The organism is Pseudoxanthomonas sangjuensis (assembly GCF_010211755.1).
GTDB lineage: Bacteria > Pseudomonadota > Gammaproteobacteria > Xanthomonadales > Xanthomonadaceae > Pseudoxanthomonas_A > Pseudoxanthomonas_A sangjuensis.
On the sequence record NZ_PDWR01000007.1, the window covers coordinates 113388 to 130241 of the forward strand.

The window sequence follows — 16854 nt, forward strand, 5'->3', positions numbered from 1 at the left end:
CGCACTCCGTTGTTCAAGGTGAAGACATCCCGCGGACATTCTAGCGTCGGCCGCGACCGGCCCCGGACAAGCCTGCGCCAACCGGTGTCCGCACAGTGTCCGCGGACACGCGGACACCTGTTCGGACGCCCTGCACCCCCTTTCGCATCAACGACTTGCGATTGGCACGAGTCGTGCTGCTGGATGCCTGTCTACCCATAACGCCAAGCATCGATGATTCGGGACACCTCCGCGCAGGACCAGGTACTCGCCAAACCCGCCGGCCGCGGCCGGCTGCCACGCTGGGCCTGGTCGGCGGCCGGTGCCGCGCTGCTGGTCCTGGGCATCGTCTGGGTGGGGGTGCAATGGCTGGGCGGCGCGCGGTCGTACGACGCTTCGCGGCTGCGTATCGCCGAAGTCACCCGCGGCGACCTGGTCCGCGACATTTCCGCGGATGGCCGCGTGATCGCCGCCAACAGCCCCACCCTGTACGCCATCGCCGCCGGCACGGTCTCGCTGAAGGTCGTCGCCGGCGACAAGGTGGCCAAGGGCCAGGAACTGGCGGTGATCGACAGCCCGGAACTGCGCAGCAAGCTGGTGCAGGAGGAATCCACGCTGGCCAGCCTCGAGGCCGAAGCCGGCCGCGCCCGCCTCGACGCGCAGATCGCGCGGCTGACCGCGCGCAAGGCGCTGGACCAGGCGCAGATCGACCACACCGCCGCGCTGCGCGACCTGGAGCGGTACCAGCGCGCCTACGACGGCGGCGCGGTGTCGAAGAACGAACTGAACCGCGCCGAGGACGAGGTGAAGAAGGCGCAGATCGGCCTCGGCAGCGCGCACAAGGATTTCGACCTGCAGGCCGCCGGCGCCGGGCTCGATGCGCGCAACAAGCAGTTGCTGGCCGACCGCCAGCGCGCGGTCGTCGCCGAGGCCCGGCGCCAGGTCGACGCGCTGACCCTGCGCGCGCCGTTCGACGGCCAGGTCGGCCAGGTGCAGGTGCCGCAGGGCACCAGCGTGGTCGCCAATGGGCCGGTGCTGAGCGTGGTCGACCTGAGCAAGTTCGAAGTCGAGATCAGGGTGCCGGAAAGCTTCGCCCGCGACCTGGCCATCGGCATGCCGGCGCAGCTGACCAGCGGCAGCGGGCAACCGTACCCGGGCGAGATCTCCGCGGTGTCGCCGGAAGTGGTCAACGGCGAGGTCGTCGCGCGCATCCGCTTCAGCAAGGACCAGCCGCCGGGCCTGCGCCAGAACCAGCGCCTGAGCGCGCGCATCCTGATGGACACCCGCCGCAACGTGCTGAAGGTCGAACGCGGCCCGTTCGTCGAACAGTCCGGCGGCCGCTATGCCTACGTCATGGACGGCAACGTCGCCGTGCGCAGGCCGGTGCGGCTGGGCGTGAGCAGCCTGTCCGAAATCGAGGTGCTGGACGGCCTGCAGCCCGGCGACCGCGTCGTGGTTTCCGGCAGCGACCTGTTCGGCGATGCCGAGAAAGTAAAAGTGAATTGATGCGGTAGTTGGCTGTGGGTTCTTGGCTGTTGGAGAAACGCCGAGCCCCGGAAAGCCAACCGCCAAGAACCGGCAACCAAGAACCAACAACCAGAACCACCGAGGACACCACCATGTTGGAAATGCACCAGGTCACCAAGGTCTACCGCACCGAGCTGGTCGAGACGCACGCGTTGCGTTCGCTGGACCTGCACGTGAAGGAGGGCGAATTCGTCGCCGTGACCGGCCCCTCGGGTTCGGGCAAGACGACGTTCCTCAACATCGCCGGACTGCTGGAAACCTACACTTCCGGCGTCTACAGGCTGGACGGCGAGGACGTCAGTGGCCTGAACGACAACCAGCGCAGCCGGCTGCGCAACCAGAAGATCGGCTTCATCTTCCAGAGCTTCAACCTGATCCCCGACCTGAACCTGTTCGACAACGCCGACGTGCCGCTGCGCTACCGCGGCATGCCGGCAAGCGAGCGCAAGCAGCGCATCGAGGAGGCGCTGGCCCGGGTCGGACTGGGCTCGCGGATGAAGCACTACCCGGCCGAGCTGTCCGGCGGCCAGCAGCAGCGCGCGGCGATCGCGCGCGCGCTGGCCGGCAGCCCGAGGCTGCTGCTCGCCGACGAGCCCACCGGCAATCTCGACACGCAGATGGCGCGCGGCGTGCTGGAACTGCTGGAGGAGATCAACCAGCGCGGCACGACCATCGTGATGGTCACCCACGATCCGGAACTGGCCGCGCGCGCGCAGCGCAACGTGCACATCGTCGACGGCATGGCCACCGACCTCTCCGTCGGGCCGGAATTGATCCGCGCCGGAGCAAGAAGCGAGTACGCGGAAACCGGGAACGAGTGACGGCGGGGGCAAGGCGCCCCTTCGCCCGTTTCCCGTTCTCTCCCGCTGGTTCCCCAACAGGACAACACGCATGTTCGCCTATTACTTCAACCTCGCCCTGCGCAGCTTCCGGCGCAACAAGGTGCTGACCGCGCTGATGGTGCTGGCGATCGCGCTGGGCATCGGCGCGGCGATGACCACGCTGACCGTGTTCCACGTGCTTTCCGGCGACCCGATCCCGCAGAAGAGCGACCGCCTGTTCTACGTGCAGCTCGATGCCGAATCCATGCAGGGCTACCAGCCCGGCGAAGAGCCGAACACCCAGCTGACCCGCTTCGACGCCGAGGCGCTGCTGCGCGACAAGCGCGGCCTGCGGCAGACGATGGCCAGCGGCGGCAACGTGGTCGTCGACCCGAACCGCGCCGGGCAGACCCCGTACCTGACCGACGCGCGCTACGCCACCGCCGACTTCTTCGCGATGTTCGACGTGCCGTTCCTGTACGGCCGCGCCTGGACCGCGGACGAGGACGAAACGCACGCGCGCGTGGCGGTGATCAGCCGCGAACTCAACGACACGATCTTCGGCGGCGGCGACAGCACCGGCAAGATCCTGCGCATCGCCCCCAACGACTTCCGCGTCGTCGGCGTGCTCGACAACTGGCGCCCGGTGCCGAAGTTCTACGACTTGTACACCGGCCGCTACGGCGTCCCCGAAGGCGTGCTCCTGCCCTTCTCCACGTCGCGCGACCTGAAGCTGGGCACCCAGGGCAGCACCAACTGCTGGGGCGATTCGCAGGGCGACAGCCGTTCGCTGAACGCGCCGTGCGCGTGGGTGCAGTACTGGGTGGAGCTGGAATCGGCCGGCCAGGCGGACGCCTACCGCAACTACCTGGTCAATTATTCCGACCAGCAGCGTACCGCCGGCCGTTTCGAGCGCCCGAGCAACGTGCGCCTGCGCAACGTGATGGAACTGCTGGAGTTCAACCGCTTCGTCCCGGGCGACGTGCGCCTGCAGGTGTGGCTGGCGCTGGGCTTCCTGCTGGTCTGCCTGGTCAACACCGTCGGCCTGCTGCTGGCCAAGTTCCTGCGCCGCAGCGGCGAGATCGGCGTGCGCCGCGCACTGGGCGCGTCGCGCGCGGAGATCTTCAAGCAATGCCTGGTCGAAGCCGGCGCGATCGGGCTGGCCGGCGGCACGCTCGGCCTGGGCCTGGCCCTGCTCGGCCTGTGGGCGGTGCGCCACCAGCCGGCCAGCTACGCCAAGCTGGCGCAACTGGACGCGCCGATGTTGCTGCTGACCTTCGTGCTGGCGATCGTGGCCAGCCTGCTGGCCGGGCTGTTGCCCGCCTGGCGAGCGATGCAGATCACGCCCGCCGTGCAATTGAAGACGCAATAAGGGGAACGCCATGGAAATCCGTCCGATCCTTTCCACCCTGCGCCGGCACAAGACCGCCGCCGCGCTGATCGTCATCGAGATCGCGCTGAGCTGCGCCATCGTCTGCAACGCGCTGTTCCTGATCGCCGAGCGCCTCGACCGCATGCACGTGCCCAGCGGCATCGCCGAGGACGAGCTGGTGCGCATCCAGGCCGCCAGCCTGCGCCAGCTCGGCGACGACGACGAGCTGAACAAGTCGGTCGCGCAGGAGTACCTGGACGTGCTGCGCCACGTGCCCGGCGTCGTCCAGGCCTCCGTCGCGACCCAGATACCGTTCGGCAATTCCAGCAACAACAGTGGCGTGCGCCTGACCGAGGACCAGCAGATGAGCACGCTCAACGCCACCGTGTACATGGACGACGGCAATCTGCTCGAGACCTTCGGCCTGCGCCTGATCGCCGGCCGTGATTTCACCCCCGGCGAATACCAGGAGTTGGCCGTGCTGGAGAAATCCGGCGACGAGGGCAAGGTGCCGGGCGCGATCATCAACCGGACCATGGCCGAGAAGCTCTTCCCCGGACAGAACGCGGTCGGCAAGTCGTTCTACAGCTGGGGCAATGCGTCGATCCCGGTGGTGGGCGTGGTCGAGGAACTGATCCGCCCGAACAGCTTCGATCAGGGCCAGTATTCGATGATCTTCCCGATCCGCGAATACAGGCCCGGGGTGCAGTACATACTGCGCACGGAACCGGCGCGCCGCGCCGAGGTGCTGAAAGCCGCCGTCGACGCGCTCAAGCGCGCCGATCCCAACCTGCTGGTGGTCGAACAGGGCACGCTGAGCGAGCTGCGCGCCAGCTTCTTCGAGCAGGACCGCTCGATGGCGTGGATGCTGGTGATCGTGATCGTCGCGCTGTTGGTGGTCACCGCGCTGGGCATCGTCGGCCTGGCCAGTTTCTGGGTACAGCAGCGCACGCGGCAGATCGGCGTGCGCCGCGCCCTGGGCGCGACCCAGGGGCAGATCCTGCGCTATTTCCAGACCGAGAACTTCCTGCTGGCCAGCGCCGGCATCGTGGTCGGCATGCTGCTGGCTTTCGGCATCAACCAGATGCTGATGGGCAAGTACGAGCTGCCGCGGCTGCCGTGGTACTACCTGCCGACCGGCGCGGTGGTGCTGTGGGGACTGGGCCAGTTGTCGGTGCTGTGGCCGGCGCGTCGCGCCGCCGCGGTGCCGCCGGCGGTGGCCACGCGCAGCGCGTGAGCCCGATGGCATTCATCGGGCACTGCCTATAGTCGCGATATCGCCCTTCCGGAGATCGCCACCATGCTGCGCCCGTTGTTGCTGTGCCTCGCCCTCGCTCCCGCCGCCGGCGCCGCGCAGGCGCAAACCGCCACGCCGCCCGCCGGCGTGCCGGTAGCGCAGTCGATCCTCGACGGCTACGCCGGCTGGTACCGGACCGGGTCGGGCATCCGCCTGCACGTGTGGCGCGAGGACAAGGGCCTGAGGATCCAGGCCGACGGCCAAGACGCCTGGACGCTGGTCGCCGAATCGGAAACCATCTTCGTGGTCCCCGACCTCGGCGCCCGCGTCCCCTTCGGCTACGATGCGGCCAACCGGCCGGGCTACCTGGTGCTGAGCCAGCCCGGCAGCGCCTTCCGCGCCATCCGCGAATGACAACGTGAGAGAAGAAGACGCGACGTTTCCCGCCATGTCCACCGTCCTGATCATCGACGACAACCCCGCGGTCGCCACGGCGCTGGACGTGCTGTTCTCGCTGCACGACATCGCCACGCTGCACGCCGAATCGCCGCAGGCCGGGCTGGACGCCCTTGCCGGCGAAAGCGTCGACCTGGTGATCCAGGACATGAACTTCTCCGCCGACACCACGTCCGGCGCCGAAGGCGAAGCGCTGTTCGCGCGGATCCGCGCGCAGTACCCCGACCTGCCGGTGATCCTGCTGACCGCGTGGACCCACCTGAGCAGCGCGGTCGAACTGGTCAAGGCCGGCGCCGCCGACTACGTGGCCAAGCCGTGGGACGACGGCCGCCTGATGACCACGGTCAACAACCTGCTGGAACTGGCCGAGGCGCGGCGCGAGCTGGACCGCCGCCGCGCGCGCGAGAAGCAGCGCCGCGAACAGCTGCAGGCGAAGTACGACCTGCGCGGCGTGGTCTTCGCCGACCCGGCCAGCGAGCGCGTGATCGCGCTGGCCTGCCAGGTCGCGCGTTCCGAACTGCCGGTGCTGATCACCGGGCCCAACGGCAGCGGCAAGGAGAAACTCGCCGAGATCGTGCAGGCCAATTCCGCGGCGAAGAACGGCCCGTTCGTGACCTTGAACTGCGGCGCGCTGCCTTCCGAGCTGGTCGAGGCCGAGTTGTTCGGCGCCGACGCCGGCGCCTACACCGGCGCGAACAAGGCGCGCGAAGGCAAGTTCGAAGCCGCCGATGGCGGCACCCTGTTCCTCGACGAAATCGGCAACCTGCCGCTGGCCGGGCAGATGAAGCTGTTGCGCGTGCTGGAAACCGGCAAGTTCGAGCGCCTCGGCTCCAACCGCGAACGCCACGTCGACGTGCGCGTGATCAGCGCGACCAATGCCGACCTGCCGGCGATGATCCGCGACGGCACGTTCCGCGAGGACCTGTACTACCGCCTCAACGCGATCGAACTGGCGTTGCCGCCGCTGGCAGAGCGCCCCGGCGACATCCTGCCGCTGGCCGAACTGTTCCGCCCCGCCGACAAGCCGCTGTCCGAACCGGCGCGCGCGGCGCTGCTGCGCCATCCCTGGCCGGGCAACGTGCGCGAGCTGCGCAACGTGGTGCAGCGCGCCGGCCTGCTGGCGCAGGGCGAGCGCATCGAGGCCGCCGACCTCAACCTGCCGAAGCCGCCGCCGCAGAAAGCCGCGACGATCGCCGAACCGGACAAGGCCGGCATCGAGGCCGCGCTGGCGCGCGCCAACGGCGTGATCGCGCAGGCCGCCGGCGAACTCGGCCTGAGCCGGCAGGCGCTGTACCGGCGCATGGACCGCTACGGCATCGCCCATCCATGATGCCTTCCTCCGGCGCGCACGCTTTCCCTCTCCCGCAAGCGGGAGAACGGTTCGAACGACGCATCGAAGATCGATGATCCGCCGCTCGCTCGCCGGTCGCCTGCTGCTGTGGTTGCTGCCGTTGCTGGCGCTGGCGATCGCGCTGCCGCTGCTGCTGGCACGCTGGATCGACGACGCGTGGCTGGTCGCCCTGCTTTCCGCGCTGGCCGTGCTGCCGCTGGCGGCGTGGATCGTGCGCCGCGCGCTGCGGCCGCTCAATGCGCTGCTGCGCGCGCTGTCGGGCAGCGTGCACACCTACCGCGACGGCGAATACAACTTCGGCATCCATTGGCGCGGCGACGACGAGCTGGCCGAACTGGTCGCCTCGCATGCCGAACTCGGCGAGGTGCTGCGCGAGCAGCGCCAGGGCCTGGTGCAGCGCGAGCTGCTGCTCGACACGATGGTGCAGAACACCCCGGTGGCGATGCTGCTGGTCGCCGCCGGCGGCGACGGCGAGCGCCGCGTGGTGTTCGCCAACCTCGTCGCGCGCAAGCTGCTCAACAGCGGCTGGAAACTGGAAGGCAGGCGCTTCGACGAACTGCTGGCGCGGGCGCCGCTGGAGATGCGCGAGGCGATGGCGCGCGGCGGCGACAGCCTGTTCGCGATCGGCCGCGACGACGACGAGGAAGAAACCGGCGAAGAGCAGGTCTACCACCTCGCCCGCCGCCAGTTCCGCCTCAACGGCCGCCAGCACGAATTGCTGCTGCTGCGCCTGCTGACCAGCGAACTGCGCCGCCAGGAAGTGCAGACCTGGAAGAAGGTGATCCGGGTGATCAGCCACGAACTGAACAACTCGCTGGCGCCGGTCGCGTCGCTGGCACACTCGGGCGCCGAGCTGGTGCGGCGCGGGCGCCACGAGCGGCTGGAGGACGTGTTCGCGACCATCGAGGAGCGCGCGCGCCACCTCGAGGGATTCATCCGCGGCTATGCGCGCTTCGCCAAGCTGCCGCAGCCGCAATTGCAGACGGTGTGCTGGCGCGAGTTCCTGCTCGGCCTGCAGCGGCAGATCGGCTTCGCGCTGGAGATGCCCGACGACGACCTGCACGGGCGCATCGATCCGGCGCAGCTGGAACAGGCGCTGCTGAACCTGCTGAAGAACGCGCACGAATCCGGCTCGGCCGACGCCGACGTCGGGTTGCGCCTGACCCGGCTGCCGGACTGGCTGCGCATCGAGGTGCTCGACCGCGGCCCCGGCATGAACGACGCGGTGCTGCAGAACGCGCTGGTGCCGTTCTATTCGACCAAGCGCCACGGCACCGGCCTCGGATTGGCGCTGACCCGCGAGATCGTCGAAGCGCACGGCGGCCGCCTCTCGCTGCACAACCGCGACGGCGGCGGGCTGTGCGTGGCGATCCAGTTGCCCGCGCAAGCCGCCTAGCCCGGCGCCGCGGATTCGCGCTTCCCGTCGCAGGCGACGGGAAGGTCGCGCGGCTAGGGATGCGGGATCGCCAGGTAGACCGTGCTCCACAGTTGCGCCGCGTTGGATTCGTCGACGTCGCCGCGACCCTGGCCGAACGGCACGGGCTGGTAGCGGCCGTCGGCGTACGACCACGACCACAACTCCGACGTGCGCGTCGCGCGGCCGGCGTCGATGACCTTCCACAACCGCCGTTGCGCGTCGCGCAGGGTGTCGCGGACCGCGTCGGGCAGGTCGTCGCGCTGCAGCTGGCGCGCCAGCCCCGCCGCCATCAACGCCTGCTGCCACGACCAGACCACGGTGCCGTGGTAGGCATTGCGGCCGAAGTCCGTGGCGACGCCGGCGTCGGCATAGGCCGGGTTGGCGACCAGCATCCCCGCATCGGTCAGCAGGCCGGCAGGGAACGGACGCAGCAGGGTTTCCACCGTCTCCTGCAGGGCCTGCGGCTGCGGTTCGCGGAACAGCAGCGCGAAACCGCCATCGGAATGCAGCACCGGGATCGGCTTGCCCGCGGCATCCAGCGCCAGCGCGTCGAAACGCAACGCATCGGCGGGCAGGCTGGCCAGCGCCGTGGCCGGGTCCAGGCCCTGCGACTTGGCATAGCGCTCGATCGCCGCGCGCGCCGCGGTTGCCGGCAACTCGACGCGGAACAGCGGCGGTGCGCGCTGCGACCACAGCCTGGCGGCGGCGCCCGCGGTGGAGAACGCCTGGCGTTGTGCCGCCGTGGCGTGCGATCGCAGCAGGCCGGCCGCATGGATGCGCGCGATGGCGTCGAGCGCCGCCGGCATCCACACCGCATTGACATCGTAGGCGTAGCGCCCGCCGGCCAGTCCCCGCTCGCTGTCGCGCCACTGGCCGACGTTGAAGCCCGGCTTCAGCGACACCAGGTTGCGCGCGGCCGGATCACGGACGAAGGCCTGCGCCGAACGCAACACGAAACCGAAGTTGCGCGCCAGCGCGGCGCCCAGCGTTTCGCCCTCGGCGGTCCTGCGCGCGAGGAAAGCCGCCGCGCGCTCGCGGCCCTCGCGCCGGTCGAGCAGCCAGGCCGCGGCCACCGGCGCCAGCATCAAGTCATCGTCGACCATCTTGTAGTCGTAGATCGGCGCGTCCTCGGCCGGCGCCATCGGCGCGCCGCCGTTGCGCCGGCGCAGGATCGCGAATTCGCCCACGTCCTCCTCGTGCGCCACCTCGCCCTGCGCGTTCAGCCGCTCCAGCACCGAAGCCAGGCCGTCCTCGACCGGCTCCGGCCGCAGCGCCGGCATCAGCAGCCGCAGCGACATCAGCGTGTCGCGGCCGAAGTAGGTGTCGAAGCGCCACGAGCCGGCGAGGAACTTCTCGCGATAGCTGAGGAACTCGAGCACCTCGCGGCCGCGCGGGTCGGTGCCGGCGCCGTTGGCGAACAGTTCGCCGGCACGCAGCGGCGTGAGCGGGCGTTCGCCGGTCAGCGCGGTGATGCGCAGCCGCAGCGGCTCGCCGTCGCGGTCGGCGGCGAACGCCAGCGGTTCGCCGTCGCCTCCGCGCGCATGGCCATTGAGCAGATCGACCGAGATTTCGTAGCCCGGCGCGCCATCCAGGCGCTGGCGCGACCACGCCGCGCGCCGCGCCCCGACCTGCGCATGCGTGGCCAGCGACGGCGGATAGGCGACGCCGAGCTGGAAATCGCGCAGCACGCGCACGCTGCCCAGCACCGCGTCGCGCACCACCAGCCGCGATGCGCTTGCGCTGGCCTCGGCGACGATGCCGTGCAGCGGCCGGCCGGATGCATCCGGCCGTTCCGCCGCGCGCACTTCTTCCAGTTCCCAGCGCACCGGCGTCGCGCCGGCTTCGAACCACAATCCGGTACCGCTGTTCCCGGCCGGGAACGCCACCAGTATCCGCGGTTGCGCACCGTCGTTGAGCAGCAGGTGCGCGGCGGCCGGTCCGTCCCGGTAGAAGGCATTGGTCGCGCCGCCTTCGACGATGCGGAACTGCAGCGCCGCGTCGCCGTTCCTCGCGCACGCGGCGAGCGCCAGGCACAGCAGCAGCGCCGGCAGGTACCGGCGCGGCCGCGCGGAACCACGCTTCGCCCGCATCACCAGAGGTACTTCGCCTGCAGGTTGACCTCCCGCCCTTCCAGCGGCCGCGCCAGCAGCACGTTCTCCGCACCCGACACCGCCGTGCCGAAGATGCGCGAGTTGCTCTCGGTCAGGCCCAGTTCGTCGGTCATGTTGGTGCCGCGCAGGTTGAACTGCCAGTGGTAGCCAACGTTGGCGGTCACGCCGAAGTCGAGCGTGTGGTACGAGCCCAGCTGCTGCAGGCCGGACTGGTCCTGGGTGTGGTCGCCGACGTGGGTGTAGGTGAGGTAGGGCGTGACGTCGCCCCAGCCGAACACGAAATCGTAGCTGGGCGTGAACATGAAACGCAGCTTCGGCTGGCGCTGCAGCTGCTGGCCTTCGATCGGCTGGCATTGGTCCTGCCCGTTGATGTCGACGTACGGGAAGCAGGCGTCGAAATCGGAGTACTTGCCGTCCAGGTAGTTCGCCACCAGTTGCAGGCGCAGGTTCTCGGTCGGGTTGATCCAGCCGATGAAGTTCACGCCCCACGAGTCCGAACCGTAGGTCAGCGGACTGCCGACCGGCGTGCCCAGGCCGTCGGTCGGCTGGTACAGCAGGCCCTTGAACCGGCGCTGGTAGGCGCTGATGTCGGCGTACAGCAGGTCCGACTGGTACTTGAAGCCGCCCTCGTAGTTGCGGACCTTCTGCATCGGCGGGAAGTTGTTGTTTGTCGTGCCGCGGATGCCGTTGTCGAAGTCGAGGAAATGGCCGCCGGTGTTGACGCGGACGTAGGCCGACATGCGATCGGTGAAGGCGTAGTTGGCGCCGGCGGTCCAGGTCGGATGGGTCTTCTCGTAATGGATGCGCGCGAACGTCCCGTCGCAGACCGGCGTGTTGTTGTCGTAGAGCGTGTTCGGGTCGCCGTCCAGGTCCTGGTTGGCCAGGTTGCAGACGTTGTTGGTCGCGTCCTGCCGCTCCAGGCGTCCGGACAGGTCCAGCAGCCATTGGCCGACCCGCCACGAATCCGACAGGTACAGCGCGGTGTTGGTGGCGTCGCCGTGCTGGGCGATGTGGAAGCCGCCGAAATCGGCGAAGCCCTGGCCATCGGTGCGCTGCTTGGTCAGCCCGTCGGCGGGATCGACGTAGCTGACCGTGATCGGCGTGGCGTTGGGCGTGTTGCTCATCAGCATCTGGTTGCCCAGCGACCACTTGTCGTCCATCGTGTAGCGGTTGACGTACAGGCCGATGGTCAGCGTGTTGCCCTCGAACAGCTCCTTGCTCAGCCGGAAATCGTTGCTGAGGCTCTTCAGGTGCTTGTGGATCGACCACCAGCCCTGCTGGATCACGCTCTGGTCCAGCGGCACCGCGCCGCCGCCCACGTAGGTCGCGGTGGCCGAGCCGGCCGGCAGCGAGAAGCCGCCGGGCGTGTCCGGGTCGTACAGCATGTCCATCAGCGGGGCGGGGTTATTGCCGGAGAACAGCGCGTTGGTGTCGGCGTCGCCCTCGTCGAACAGGAACTTGTCGCTGATCGACCAGCCGTTGTCGAAGTCGTAGTCGAAGTTGCCGCCGAAGAAGAAGAACTTGGCGCCGCGGCCGTCGGCCAGGTCCGCGTCCTTGCCGCCCGGGTAGGTGGGCAGGAACACCTTGCGCATGGCCTCGCTGTAATAGGTATCCGTGAGCGGGTCGAAGCCGGGATAGGCATGGAACTCGTCGCTGCCTTCCTGGACCACCGGGATCGGCGTGATGAACTGGTTCTTGTCGTCGAGGTAGCGCGCGTACAGCGTCAGGTTGCCGCCCTCGCCGAAATCGCGCGACAGCGTGCCGGTGATCTGCCCGCCTTCGTCGGCCTTGAACTGCGGATCGCGCACGCCGTCGGAACTGCGCCAGAAGCCGCCGATGCTGCCGTACCAGCCGCTCTGTCCGAGCGGGAAGCCGCTGAACGCATCCAGCCGCCACAGGCCTTCGTCGCCGTAGGTCACGCCGACGCTGCCGTAGGGCGTGTCGCTGCCGGTCTTGAGGAAGAAGTTGGCGGTGGCGCCCATCTGCCCGCCGGCGAACACCGCCGAGGGTCCGCCCTGCAGGATCTCGACGGTGGAAATGGTGTCGTCGAGCCGGAAGATCGACGTGGTTTCGAAGAACGACAGCGTCGGCATGCCGTACAGCGGCGAGCCCATCAGCATGGTGGTGAAGTACGGCGCGTCGCCGCCGCCGGGGAAGCCGGCGATCTCGATGTTGGCGCCGGTCTGGCCGCCGCTGGATTCGGGCCACATGCCCGGCGAGATCTTCAGCAGGTCCGCGGTGCTCTTCGGGTTGGCCTGCTTGATCTGCTCTTCGGTGGCGGTGACGATGTTGTAGCTGGCTTCGAGCTTCTTCACGCCGCCGGTCACGCTGCCGGTCACGACCACGGTATCGAGCGTGGTCGCGGACTGCCGCGGTGGTTGCGCCTGGGCCGGGGCCTGCTGCGCGGTCGCCGCACCGGTGGATTGGGGTGGAGCCTGCGTCTGTTCCTGCGTTTGCATCTGTTCCTGCGTTTGCGTTTGTTCCTGCGCCTGCGCGAGCGCGGGCAGCAGGGAAACGATCGCGACTGACAGTGCATGTCGGGTGCTGTTGCAACGGCTCATGATGCTCCCTCCACGGGTGTGATGTGTTCGGACGATTGGCCCGGGCTCATGGCGACGGCGCAGCCGCGCGGACAGCGGACTGCGGCGGACGTCCGCAGGGGGAGGTTGCCGCCGGGGTCCGGGGTGCGACGTGAAGAAGCCCGCAGGGTCGGGGCAAGGGCGCGGCCGGATACGGCGATTTCATCTTCGGGAACCTCCCTGACACGGTGTCGACCTGTGTCGGCGCCGGACGGCCATCGGCCGGGCGCGGGCAACTGTTTCCCTGTCGGTCACCGGCGGTTGCAGTCGTCTTGGCGCGCGACCGGCATCCGGATCCCGCGCGCATAGTAGCGCAGCTCGCAACGCAACAACCCCCGCGGGTATGTGCAGTGCAACATGGCCCGGATGCCGCGATGGCGCCGCGCGCATCGCATGGCATGCGCACGCGTAACGACCGAATCGCTATGCTGGCGCCTTCTCTGCGGCGAAGCCGGCAAGGACACGCATCATGAGAAAAACCGCCTGGTTGCTATCGCTGTGCCTGTTGCTGCCGGCGCCGCCATCGATGGCGCAGGGCTGCGTGGCGGCCTATTCGCGGCTCTACGGCGAACTGTTCGAGACCGCCCAGCGCAACCTGCCGGAAGGCAAGTCGCTGGTCGACGCGGTGCCCAGGCAGCCGCCGGCCGGCATCCTCGCCGAATACGAGCACCGCCGGCGCCTGCCCGGATTCGACCTGGGCGAATTCGTCGCCAGTCAGTTCGCCCCGGCGCAGTCGGCCGACAGCGACTACCGGACCGAGCCCGGCCAGGACGTGCGCCAGCACATCGACGCGCTGTGGCGCGTGCTCGAACGCAAGCCCGGTGCGGTCGACCCGCGCGGTTCGCTGCTGCCGCTGCCCTATCCCTACATCGTCCCCGGCGGGCGTTTCAACGAGATCTACTACTGGGATTCCTATTTCACGATGCTCGGGCTGGAGGAAAGCGGCCGCCACGACCTGGCCGTGGACATGGTGAAGAACTTCGCCTGGCTGATCGACCATTACGGCCACATCCCGAACGGCAACCGCATCTACTACCTCAACCGCTCGCAGCCGCCGTTCTTCGCCGCGATGGTGAACCTGATCGCCGAACGCGACGGACCTTCCGCGCTGACGACCTGGCTGCCGCAGCTGCAGCAGGAATACGACTTCTGGATGGAAGGCGCCGACACGCTGGAACCGGGCCAGGCGCACCGGCGCGTGGTGCGGCTGGCCGACGGTTCGCTGCTCAACCGCTACTGGGACGACTGCGACCTGCCGCGCGAGGAAAGCTACGGCAACGACGTGCGCACCGCCGCCGAATCCGGGCGCCCCGCCGCCGAGGTCTACCGCAACCTGCGCGCCGGCGCCGAAAGCGGCTGGGACTTCAGTTCGCGCTGGTTCGCCGACGGCAAGACGCTGGCGACCATCCGCACCATCGAGATCGCGCCGCCGGACTTGAACAGCCTGCTGTACCACCTGGAAACGACGCTGGCCGAGGCCTATCGCGCCGCCGGGCAGGCGGACCGGGCGGCGCGGATGCGCGAACGCGCCGACGCGCGCAAGTCGGCGATCCTGCGGCACCTGTGGAACGCGAAGGACGGCGTTTTCGAGGACTACCTGTGGAAGGAAGGCCGCGGCACCGGCCACGTCACCGCCGCCACGCTGTATCCGCTGTTCTTCGGCATCGCCGAACGCGGCCAGGCCGACCGCGTGGCGCAACGCGTGCGGGACAGCCTGCTGCAACCCTACGGGCTGGCGACGACGACGGTGCGCACCGGGCAGCAATGGGATCTGCCCAATGGCTGGGCGCCGCTGCAGTGGATCGCGATCCGCGGCCTGGACGCCTATGGGCACGAGGAGCTGGCCGCCACCATCGCCAGGCGCTGGATCGACGGCAACCTCGCCGTGTATCGCCAGAGCGGAAAGCTGGTCGAGAAATACGACGTCACCCGCAGCGCGGCCGGCGGCGGCGGCGAATACCCGCTGCAGGACGGCTTCGGCTGGACCAACGGCGTGCTGCGCAAGCTGCTGGCGCTGTATCCGGACGCGGCGTCGGCAGACACGCGGGCGGGCGCCGCCGCGCCGGCGCGGCACTGACCAGCGGGCCCGGCGCGGCAAGCCGCGCCCTACAGCAAGCGACGCATCGCCACGCGCAGACCGGCCGGGAAACCGAGCAGGCGCTCGCGCCCGACGATGCCGCGCAGTTGGTCGCCCCATGCGGCTTCGTCGAATTCGGCGAAGCCGCGCCTGGCGTAGAACGGCGCATTCCACGGCACGTCGCGCAGCGTGGTCAGCGTGATCGCCGGATAACCGCGACGCGTCGCTTCCGCGCAGACCGATTCGAGCAAGGCGCTGCCGATGCCGTGGCGACCATGTTCGGGCAGTACGTCGATCTCGAACAGGTGTGCGTTGCCATCGACCTCGCCCGCCAGCGCAAAACCGGCCCTGGCGCCGCCGGTTTCGACCACATGCAGGATGCCTTCGCGGATGCCGGCATCGAGATCGTCGCGCGACAGGCCGTGCATCGCGAAGAGGTCGAGACCGCCGCGGTCCAGCAGCAGGCGCGCCGCGCGCCGTTCGATGTCGAGCAATGCGTCGACGTCGGCCTCGTTGCCGTCGCGGACGACGAAGCCGCCCATGGCCTCACTGCTTCTTGGTCGGCCGCTGCCAGCCGTCGATGGTGACCTGCTTGGCCCGCGCCACGGTCAGCTTGCCTTCCGGCGCATCCTTGCCGATCACCGAACCGGCGCCGATGGTCGCGTTCGCGCCGATGGTCACCGGCGCGACCAGCGCCGAGTTGGAGCCGATGAAGGCGCCGTCCCCGATCGTCGTCGTCGATTTGTTGACGCCGTCGTAGTTGCAGAAAATGGTGCCGGCGCCGATGTTGACCTTGCTGCCGACCACGCCGTCGCCGAGGTAGGTCAGGTGGTTGGCCTTGCTGCCGGCGCCCATCGTGGTCTTCTTGGTCTCGACGAAGTTGCCGATGTGCACGTCGTCGGCGAGCACGGTGCCGGGGCGGATGCGCGCGTACGGCCCAATCAGCGCGTTGCCGCCGGCGACGACGCCCTCGATGTCGCAATGCGCATGGATCTTCGCGTTCGCGCCGATCCTCGCGTCCTTGATGCGGCAGAACGGGCCGATGCTGACGTTGTCGCCGAGCTCGACCTCGCCCTCGAACACCACGTCGACGTCGATCTCGACGTCGCGGCCCACCTTCACCGTGCCGCGCTGGTCGAAGCGCGCCGGATCGGCGAGGCGCGCGCCCTGCACGCACAGCGCCTGCGCCTGACGGCGCTGGAACGCGCGCTCGAGCTGGGCCAGCTGCCACGGGTCGTTCGCGCCCTCGACTTCCATCGGGTCGGCGACCAGCACCATCTCGGCAGGGGTGAACTCGGCCGCGGCGGCGGCGAACACGTCGGTCAGGTAGTACTCGCCCTGCGCATTGCCGTTCGACAGCCGCGACAGCCAGCCTTTCAGGGCGGTCGCGTCGGCGGCGATCACGCCGGTGTTGATGGTGCGGATGCGGCGCTGTTCGTCGTCGGCATCCTTGTGCTCGACGATCGCCGCGACCTTGCCGGCGGCATCGCGGACGATGCGGCCGTAGCCGGCCGGGTCCTCCGGCTCGGCGACCAGCACGGCAAGCCGGCCTTCGGCGGCGAGCAAGCGCTGCAGGGTCTCGCTGCGGATCAGCGGCACGTCGCCGTACAGCACCAGCACGACCGCATCGTCGGGAACATCGGGCATCGCCTGCCGCACCGCGTGGCCGGTGCCGAGCTGCTGCGCCTGCTCGGCCCACGCCAGGTCGACCTGCGCCGCGAACGCGGCACGCACCTGCTCGCCGCCGTGGCCGTAGACCACGTGGATCCCGGCCGGCCGCAGCGCGCGCGCCGCGTCGATGACGTGCGCGAGCATCGGCCGCCCGGCGATCGGCTGCAGCACCTTCGGCCGCGCGGACTTCATCCGCTTGCCTTCGCCGGCGGCGAGGATGATGACGTGCAACGGGCTCATTTATGCTATCCATCCA

The 16854-nt window shown here is 69.3% G+C and carries 12 protein-coding genes; 8 read left to right on the forward strand and 4 right to left on the reverse strand.

All coding sequences use genetic code 11. The features are described 5' to 3' along the window. Positions 1 to 213 precede the first annotated feature (213 nt). The 7 genes from CSC71_RS05435 to CSC71_RS05465 all read left to right on the forward strand — a co-directional run bounded on the left by CSC71_RS05435 (position 214) and on the right by CSC71_RS05465 (position 8139). Entirely contained in the window at positions 214 to 1485 is a 1272-nt protein-coding gene (locus CSC71_RS05435) for an efflux RND transporter periplasmic adaptor subunit (protein WP_162373334.1), read from the forward strand. Between the two features lie 113 nt (positions 1486 to 1598). Next, positions 1599 to 2327 carry an ABC transporter ATP-binding protein gene (locus tag CSC71_RS05440; RefSeq protein WP_162373335.1) on the forward strand — a complete coding sequence of 243 codons (729 nt, stop codon included), beginning with the start codon at positions 1599 to 1601 and terminating at the stop codon, positions 2325 to 2327. Positions 2328 to 2397: 70 nt separating this feature from the next. After that, positions 2398 to 3699 carry an ABC transporter permease gene (locus CSC71_RS05445; RefSeq protein WP_162373336.1) on the forward strand — a complete coding sequence of 434 codons (1302 nt, stop codon included), beginning with the start codon at positions 2398 to 2400 and terminating at the stop codon, positions 3697 to 3699. 10 nt (positions 3700 to 3709) lie between these two features. Then, positions 3710 to 4936 carry an ABC transporter permease gene (locus CSC71_RS05450; RefSeq protein WP_162373337.1) on the forward strand — a complete coding sequence of 409 codons (1227 nt, stop codon included), beginning with the start codon at positions 3710 to 3712 and terminating at the stop codon, positions 4934 to 4936. Positions 4937 to 4999: 63 nt separating this feature from the next. Then, positions 5000 to 5350: a hypothetical protein gene (locus CSC71_RS05455; protein WP_162373338.1), complete on the forward strand. Its 351-nt coding sequence runs from the start codon at positions 5000 to 5002 to the stop codon at positions 5348 to 5350. Positions 5351 to 5384: 34 nt separating this feature from the next. Then, positions 5385 to 6722 carry a sigma-54-dependent transcriptional regulator gene (locus CSC71_RS05460; protein ID WP_162373339.1) on the forward strand — a complete coding sequence of 446 codons (1338 nt, stop codon included), beginning with the start codon at positions 5385 to 5387 and terminating at the stop codon, positions 6720 to 6722. A 73-nt stretch (positions 6723 to 6795) separates the two neighbouring features. Continuing rightward, positions 6796 to 8139, forward strand: coding sequence for a sensor histidine kinase (locus tag CSC71_RS05465; protein WP_162373340.1), 1344 nt, complete (start codon positions 6796 to 6798; stop codon positions 8137 to 8139). A gap of 53 nt (positions 8140 to 8192) precedes the next feature. Here CSC71_RS05465 and CSC71_RS05470 read toward each other — a convergent pair whose 3' ends face one another. Together CSC71_RS05470 and CSC71_RS05475 are read right to left on the reverse strand one after the other, a co-directional pair. Next, on the reverse strand, positions 8193 to 10250 hold the full coding sequence (locus CSC71_RS05470; protein ID WP_162373341.1) for a hypothetical protein: 2058 nt from the start codon (positions 10248 to 10250) through the stop codon (positions 8193 to 8195). Continuing rightward, positions 10250 to 12832, reverse strand: a complete 2583-nt coding sequence (locus CSC71_RS05475; RefSeq protein ID WP_162373342.1) for a TonB-dependent receptor — start codon at positions 12830 to 12832, stop codon at positions 10250 to 10252. Before CSC71_RS05475 ends, CSC71_RS05470 begins: the two co-directional genes overlap by 1 nt. 487 nt (positions 12833 to 13319) lie before the next feature. Between CSC71_RS05475 and treF the strand changes: the two genes are divergently transcribed. Continuing rightward, entirely contained in the window at positions 13320 to 14927 is a 1608-nt protein-coding gene (treF, locus tag CSC71_RS05480; protein WP_162373343.1) for an alpha,alpha-trehalase TreF, read from the forward strand. A gap of 29 nt (positions 14928 to 14956) precedes the next feature. On the opposite strand, the gene CSC71_RS05485 is transcribed toward treF, so the two are convergent. Further along, positions 14957 to 15469 carry a GNAT family N-acetyltransferase gene (locus CSC71_RS05485; protein ID WP_162373344.1) on the reverse strand — a complete coding sequence of 171 codons (513 nt, stop codon included), beginning with the start codon at positions 15467 to 15469 and terminating at the stop codon, positions 14957 to 14959. Between the two features lie 4 nt (positions 15470 to 15473). Then, the gene (gene glmU, locus CSC71_RS05490) at positions 15474 to 16838 is read right to left on the reverse strand and encodes a bifunctional UDP-N-acetylglucosamine diphosphorylase/glucosamine-1-phosphate N-acetyltransferase GlmU (protein ID WP_162373345.1); all 1365 of its coding nucleotides are present in this window, start codon (positions 16836 to 16838) and stop codon (positions 15474 to 15476) included. Positions 16839 to 16854 lie beyond the last annotated feature (16 nt).

Coding starts and splice junctions, on each gene's coding strand:
- CSC71_RS05440 (WP_162373335.1), top strand. CDS start 1,599: ATGTTGGAAATGCACCAGGTCACCAAGGTCTACCGCACCGAGCTGGTC.
- CSC71_RS05455 (WP_162373338.1), top strand. CDS start 5,000: ATGCTGCGCCCGTTGTTGCTGTGCCTCGCCCTCGCTCCCGCCGCCGGC.
- treF (WP_162373343.1), top strand. CDS start 13,320: ATGAGAAAAACCGCCTGGTTGCTATCGCTGTGCCTGTTGCTGCCGGCG.
- CSC71_RS05485 (WP_162373344.1), bottom strand. CDS start 15,469: ATGGGCGGCTTCGTCGTCCGCGACGGCAACGAGGCCGACGTCGACGCA.
- CSC71_RS05435 (WP_162373334.1), top strand. CDS start 214: ATGATTCGGGACACCTCCGCGCAGGACCAGGTACTCGCCAAACCCGCC.
- CSC71_RS05470 (WP_162373341.1), bottom strand. CDS start 10,250: ATGCGGGCGAAGCGTGGTTCCGCGCGGCCGCGCCGGTACCTGCCGGCG.
- CSC71_RS05445 (WP_162373336.1), top strand. CDS start 2,398: ATGTTCGCCTATTACTTCAACCTCGCCCTGCGCAGCTTCCGGCGCAAC.
- CSC71_RS05475 (WP_162373342.1), bottom strand. CDS start 12,832: ATGAGCCGTTGCAACAGCACCCGACATGCACTGTCAGTCGCGATCGTT.
- glmU (WP_162373345.1), bottom strand. CDS start 16,838: ATGAGCCCGTTGCACGTCATCATCCTCGCCGCCGGCGAAGGCAAGCGG.
- CSC71_RS05450 (WP_162373337.1), top strand. CDS start 3,710: ATGGAAATCCGTCCGATCCTTTCCACCCTGCGCCGGCACAAGACCGCC.
- CSC71_RS05460 (WP_162373339.1), top strand. CDS start 5,385: ATGTCCACCGTCCTGATCATCGACGACAACCCCGCGGTCGCCACGGCG.
- CSC71_RS05465 (WP_162373340.1), top strand. CDS start 6,796: ATGATCCGCCGCTCGCTCGCCGGTCGCCTGCTGCTGTGGTTGCTGCCG.